At 71.6% G+C, this 6,663-nt stretch carries 3 protein-coding genes; all 3 read left to right on the plus strand.

Features of this window, described 5'->3' with window-relative positions; translation table 11 throughout:
* Window positions 1-1,667 precede the first annotated feature (1,667 nt).
* The gene (locus VQ03_RS29035; RefSeq protein ID WP_048454403.1) at window positions 1,668-2,408 is read left to right on the plus strand and encodes an ImuA family protein; all 741 of its coding nucleotides are present in this window, start codon (window positions 1,668-1,670) and stop codon (window positions 2,406-2,408) included.
* Window positions 2,326-3,828, plus strand: coding sequence for a DUF6504 family protein (locus VQ03_RS29040; RefSeq protein WP_083468298.1), 1,503 nt, complete (start codon window positions 2,326-2,328; stop codon window positions 3,826-3,828). Before VQ03_RS29035 ends, VQ03_RS29040 begins: the two co-directional genes overlap by 83 nt.
* A gap of 235 nt (window positions 3,829-4,063) precedes the next feature.
* Window positions 4,064-6,663: error-prone DNA polymerase (locus VQ03_RS29045; protein ID WP_048454404.1), on the plus strand; the 2,600-nt coding region annotated here is incomplete at its 3' end.

The raw sequence follows: 6,663 nt of genomic DNA on the forward strand, positions 1-6,663 counted from the left end.
CCGCTGTCATCCCGGGGCCGCGCAGCGGAACCCGGATCCATAGCCGCTGGCGTTCAAGGATGAGGCGGCCCGCATTCCGTTTCGTTCGGCACCGTCAGCGTTTCCAGATCCTGGACTCCGCTGCGCGGCCCCGGGATGACGTGGAGGGTCTATGTGCAGTCCGTTGACGCAAACAGACGATATTATATGGAGTATTTTTTCATTTTAACTCAATTTTATCCCAATTGATCTCTTCGGGTCACAAAAAAATCTGAGCGACTGGGGGTCATAAGCCGATACGGCCTGAGTTCACTGACTGAGTACCGGTTCAAAGATCCTGTCCGGCCGCACCACGGCGCCCGGCCGCCGCCGCTGTTCCACGCCGAGTTGCCTACGCCCTGGCATTGCCGGTACCGTGTCCGAGACCGCCGAGTCGCCTACGGGTCCCACCGCTGGCGCGACCTCTCGAATCCATTGCCTACCCATTGATGTTCCACGGTTTTTTTCGGCTTGCGCGCACGCAGACCTGCCTACGGGACGTGAACGACTCCACGCCGAATTGCCTACGCTCCGCCGCGATCGGTCAGGCCGCCGGTAACCGTCCGTCCGGCGAGAGCCGCGAGTCGCAGCCAAGTATTTCCGGGCACCGACGAAGCCCCGAGAGTCGAGCGAGAGTCCCGGATCGGGACGGCGAATCATCAGCCAGCGTACAGGCGAGTCGGTTCCGCCGTCTCAAGCCTCGCCTCGACTCTTCCCCGTGGAAACGACTCCGGCTGTGCTGGGCTTTGTCGGACGAGGACTCCGGTGCCGCGAGTCTCCGACTCAGGGAACGGAAGCCCAAGACTCGGGAGCGAGCGGGCAGGGGAGCGGCGTCCCTCCCGACGAGCCGGGCTCCACCCGGGGTGATCCCCGACGGGCCGGATCTCGACGGTCGGCCCCCTGAGGCTCCCTAACTCCTGATCCCCAAAAGCCTTTTTATGAGAGATTCAGAATCTAGATTCCGAGTCTGAATCCGTAGAGCTATATGGGTATTATATGGGGTCGCGATTTTGCGATTTCCTGCAAGGGTTTAGACCCACTTCGCGTAGGCAGGTCTGCGCGGTCGCGTAGGCAACTCGGCGCACCCGCGTAGGCAGGTCTGCGCGGAATCGCCGGTCCGGCGAAGGCGACTCGGCGTGCCCCCGTAGGTTACTCAGCGCAGCCCCCCGATTAACAGCTTGGAAAGCTGTGTGAATCGCGGATGGCCCGGCGTAGGCGACTCGGCGTGTCGCGCGAGGCTGCGCGCCGACCCCCGGAAGGCGCCGGATTCGCGGCTCCGCACGAGGCGGAGCCCTCCGACGCGCCGGGATCGCCGGATTCTCCACCAGGAGGCCCGTAGAGGCCCGTCGTGCCCCATGACCGTTGTACGGCACCCGCCGGCCTCGAATCCAGCTCAGCGGCGCTCCTGGCGGCTTAGGGGCCGTTGTCCAACGGCTGTGCCCGCCCGCTTCCCGCGCCGCGTCCCCGCCCGATCCCCTTGCAGGGCAGGGCTTTCCGGGCCGCGCCGGCCGCGCTATCCCCGCTGCCGTCAACAGGAGCCCGGTTTGAGCAGGCTCCGACGGCGCTCCCGTCCACAGCCCCGATTGACACTCCCACGAAACCGAACAAAACAAGAACGAGTTGTTGTTTCGGTCGGTGATGGGCATGAGATGCGGCAGGCCGAGCGGGAACGGCAGCTCGCGGCGTTGCGCGAGCAGATCGGTGGGCTGGCGCCCGAGGGGGCGGACCGGCCGGTCCTGCCGTTCGGCGTCGCCCCCCTCGACGATCACCTGCCGGGCGGGGGCCTGCGCCTCGGCGCGGTGCACGAGGTGCTGGCGGCAGGGCCGGTGGACGGGGAGGGGGCCCTGGCGGCCCTGTTCACCGCCGCGATCCTCGCCCGGCTTCCCGGCCCGGTCCTGTGGTGCCTGGCGAGCCGCGACCTGTTCGCTCCCGGCCTCGCCGCGGTCGGCCTCCATCCCGACCGGGTGCTCTACGCCGAGACCCGGCGCGAGGCCGAAATCCTGCCCACCATGGAGGAGGGGTTGCGCCATCGCGGCCTCGCGGCGGTGGTCGGCGAGGTCGCCCGGCTCGGGCTCACCCCGTCGCGCCGGCTCCAGCTCGCCGCCGAGGGCAGCGGGAGCCTCGCCCTGGTGATCCGCCGCTGGGGCAGCGCGATCCCGGAACCGAATGCCGCCGCGACCCGCTGGGGCGTCACCGCGGCGCCCTCTGCCGCTCTTCCCGTGCCGGGCCTGTCGCGGGCCCGCTGGACCGTGGCGCTCGTCCGCGCCCGGGGCGCCGAGCCCCGCACCTGGCTCCTCGAGGCTCCCGATGCGAAGGGTCGTCTGCGTGTTCCTGCCGACCTGGCCGACCGACCTGTGGCGGCGCCGGCACGGCTCTCCGCCGCCGGATGAGCCGGTGGTCGCGGTGGCGCAGGAGGGGCCGCGCCGGGTGCTGGCGGCCGTCGACCGCGCCGCCCGCGCCTTGCGCCTGCGCCCCGGAATGGCGGTCGCGCAGGCGCAGGCCATGGTGCCGGGCCTTCACCTGATCCCCGCCGATCCGGAGGGCGACGCCGCGGCGCTTCGGCGGCTCGCGGCCTGGTGCCTGTCCTACGCCCCCCTCGTCGCCCCCGACCCGCCGGACGGGATCTGGATCGACGTGGCGGGAGCGGCCCACCTGCATGGCGGCGAGGCGGCCCTGCTGGCGGCTTTGCGCCGCCGCCTCGGCCGGGCCGGCTACCGGGTCCGGGTGGCGCTCGCCGACACGCCCGGCGCCGCCTGGGCCGCCGCCCGCTGCCTGCACCCCGAGACCGTGCTGCCGCCGGGCGGCCAGCGCGCTGCCCTCCTCGACCTGCCGCTCTGGAGCTTGCGCCTCGACCGGGACACCGTCTCGGGCATGGGCCAGCTCGGCCTGACCCGGATCGCCCATCTCGCCGAGCAGCCCCGCGGCCCCTTGCGCCTGCGCTTCGGCGAGGCGCCCGGCCGCCGCCTCGACCAGGCTTTCGGCCTCGCCTCCGAACCGCTGGCGTATCTGGCGCCGCCGGCGGAGCACGCCGTGCGCCTCGCCTTCCCGGAGCCGATCGGGGCGCCCGAGACGCTGGCCCGGGTGACCGGGCGGCTGACCGCGATGCTCGCCGACCACCTGACCCGGCACGGGCTCGGGGCGCGCCGGCTCGATCTGGTGTTTCGCCGCGTCGACGGGCTCGACCAGTCGGTCAGCGTCGGCACCGCCCGGCCGAGCCGCGATTCCCGCCACCTCGCCCGCCTGCTCTCGGAGCGGCTGGCCACCATCGATCCCGGCCACGGCCTCGACGAGGCGCGGCTCGCCGCCTCTCGGGTCGAGCGCCTGGAGGCGCGCCAGCTCGCCGCGCCGGGCGAGGAGCCGGACCCGGAGGCGATGGCCGAGCTGGTCGACCGGCTGGTGCTGCGCCTCGGGCCGGGCCGGGTGTTTCGCCGGGCGCCGGTCGAGAGCGAGTGGCCCGAGCGGGCGGTGCGCCGGGTCGCGCCCCTGAGCCCCGCCACCGGCGTGACCTGGCCCGCCGACCTGCCGCGGCCCGGCCGCCTGCTTCCCGTGCCGGAGCCGGTGGCGGTGCTGGCGGCGCTCCCCGACGCCCCGCCCTCCGCCTTCACCTGGCGCGGCACCCGCCGTCGGGTGGCCCGGGCCGACGGGCCGGAGCGGATCTTCGGCGAGTGGTGGCTGTCCGACGACGAGGTTTCGGCCATCCGCGACTATTACCGGGTCGAGGACGAGACCGGTGCCCGCTACTGGCTGTTTCGCGACTCCCTGACGAAGGATGGCGCGCGCTGGTGGCTGCACGGGCTGGGGGAGGCGTGATGCGCCCGGTCGTTCAGAGCCTGTTTGATCGTGTCGGGCCTGATCCCACCCGCGACCTCATCCTGAGGTGCGGCCGAAGGAAGCCTCGAAGGAGGGACCCAGTTATCTGTGAGACTTCTGGAGCCCTCCTTCGAGGTCAGTCGATCTACGATCGGCTGACACCTCAGGATGAGGTCGTGGTGCGGGAGAGACGGAGGGCCGGCGATGCTGCCGTCAGCAGTCGATCGGCCTCCCCATGACCGTCGAACTCCAGGTCACCACCCATTACTCGTTCCTGCGCGGCGCCTCCTCGCCGGAGGAGCTGTTTTCCGCAGCATCCCTCCTCGGCATCCGGGCCCTCGCCGTCACCGATCGCAACTCGCTGGCCGGGATGGTGCGGGCTCACGCGGCGGCGCGCACCACCGGCTGCCGTCTGATCGTCGGCTGCCGGCTCGACCTGACGGAAGGCTGGAGCCTGCTCGTCTACCCCACCGACCGGGCGGCCTATGGCCGGCTCTGCCGCCTCCTCACGATCGGCCGCTCGCGCGAGCGGGCGCCCAAGGGCGGTTGCCACCTGACAACCGCGGATGTGGCGGAATGGAGCGAGGGCCTCCTGGCGGTGCTGCCCGCCGACCGGCCGGACGACACGTTACCTGAGCGCCTGCGCGCCCTGAAGGCGATCTTCGGCCGGGACCTCTCCTGCGGCCTGTCGCGCCGCTTCGGCGTCAACGATCACCTGCGGCTCGATGGGATCGCGGGCCTTGCCCGGGCCGCGCGGGTGCCGACCGTCGCCCTCGGCGACGTGCTCTACCACGTGCCCGAGCGGCGGATGATGCAGGACGTGGTCACCTGCATCCGCCTGAAGACCACCATCGCGGCTGCGGGCTTTTCCCGCGAGCGCCATGCGGGGCGCCACCTGCACGACCCGACCGAGACCGCCCGCCTCTTCGCCCGCCACCCGGAGGCCCTGGCCCGCGCGGCGGCAATCGCCGAATCCTGCCGCTTCTCCTTGGATGAGCTGACCTACACCTACCCGGACGAGGCCGGCGACGATGGCCGTCCGGCGCAGGTCCGGCTCGCGGCGATGACCTGGGAGGGCGCGGCCCGGCGCTTCCCGGACGGGGTGCCGGAGGCCGTCCGCCGGCAGCTCGTGGCGGAACTCGACCTCGTCGCCCTGAAACGATACGCCCCGTATTTCCTCACCGTCGAGGCGATCGTCCGCTATGCCCGGTCTCAGGGCATCCTGTGCCAGGGCCGCGGCTCGGCGGCGAATTCGGCGATCTGCTACTGCCTCGGCATCACCGCCATCGATCCCGTCGCGCAGGGCCTGCTCTTCGCCCGCTTCATCAACGAGAACCGCGACGAGCCGCCCGACATCGACGTCGATTTCGAGCACGAGCGCCGGGAGGAGGTGATCCAGTGGATCTACGCCACCTATGGCCGCGAGCGGGCCGCGCTGACCGCCACGGTGATCCGCTACGGCGCCCGCGGCGCGGTGCGGGAGGTCGGCAAGGTGCTGGGCGTGCCGGAGGACGTCACCGGGGCGCTCGCCCGCCTGGTCTGGGGCTGGTCGCGCGACGGCGTCGGCGAGCGCGAGGCCAAGGCCCTCGGCCTCGACCTCTCCGAGCGCTCCTTGCGTCTCACCCTCGAGATCGGCCGGGCGCTGATCGGCACGCCGCGCCATGTCGGCCAGCACCCGGGCGGCTTCGTCCTGACGCTCGACCGGCTCGACCTCCTCTGCCCCGTGGTCCCGGCCCGGATGGAGAACCGCCAGATCATCGAGTGGGACAAGGACGACATCGAGGTTCTGCGCTTCATGAAGGTCGACGTGCTCGGCCTCGGCATGCTCGGCTGCCTGCGCCGGGCCTTCGCGCTGCTGGCCGAGCACCGGCCGGAGACGAACCCGCCGCGGGAGATCGCCGACATCCCGCAGGACGACGAGCCCACCTACGCGATGATCCGGCGCGCCGACACGATCGGGGTCTTTCAGATCGAGAGCCGGGCGCAGATGGCGATGCTGCCGCGGATGCAGCCAAAAAATCTCTACGACCTCACCATCGAGGTCGCGATCGTGCGGCCGGGCCCGATCCAGGGCGACATGGTCCACCCCTACCTGCGCCGGCGCCGCGGGCTCGACCCGGTCACCTATCCGACCGAGGAACTCAAGGCCGTGCTGAAGCGGACCCTCGGCGTGCCTTTGTTCCAGGAACAGGCGATGCAGGTCGCGATCGTGGCGGCGGGCTTCACCGCGGCGCAAGCCGACGGCCTGCGCCGCGCCATGGGCACCTTCAAGGGCGACGGCACGATCAACCTCTACGAGGAGAAGCTGGTCGGCGGCATGATCGCCAACGGCTACGACCCGGATTTCGCCGCCCGCACCTACCGCCAGCTCGAAGGCTTCGGCTCCTACGGCTTCCCGGAGAGCCACGCCGCCTCCTTCGCCCTCGTCGCCTATGCCTCGTCCTGGCTGAAGTGCAACCATCCCGAGGTGTTCTGTTGCGCCCTCCTCAACGCCCAGCCGATGGGCTTCTACGCCCCGGCCCAGATCGTGCGCGACGCACGCAGCCACGGGGTCGAGGTGCGGCCGATCAGCGTCAACGCCTCGCGCTGGGACTGCACCCTGGAGCCGGCGGGGGAGGGGAGGCTGGCGGTGCGCCTGGGCCTGCGGCTGGTGCGCGGCCTGCCCAACCCGGATGGCGCCCGGATCGCCACCGTACGCGAGGCCGACCTGTTCCGCTCGGTCGAGGATCTGTGGCGCCGGACCGGGCTGTCGCTGAAAGCTCTGCGGAGCCTTGCCGCCGCGGATGCCTTCGCGTGCTTAGGGCTCGGGCGGCGCGAGGCCCTGTGGGCGATCCG

Source organism: Methylobacterium tarhaniae, assembly GCF_001043955.1.
Taxonomy (GTDB): Bacteria; Pseudomonadota; Alphaproteobacteria; order Rhizobiales; family Beijerinckiaceae; genus Methylobacterium; species Methylobacterium tarhaniae.

Excerpts from the sequence above, each read along its gene's own strand:
- VQ03_RS29035 (WP_048454403.1), top strand. The coding sequence starts at position 1,668 with ATGCGGCAGGCCGAGCGGGAACGGCAGCTCGCGGCGTTGCGCGAGCAG.
- VQ03_RS29040 (WP_083468298.1), top strand. The coding sequence starts at position 2,326 with ATGCGAAGGGTCGTCTGCGTGTTCCTGCCGACCTGGCCGACCGACCTG.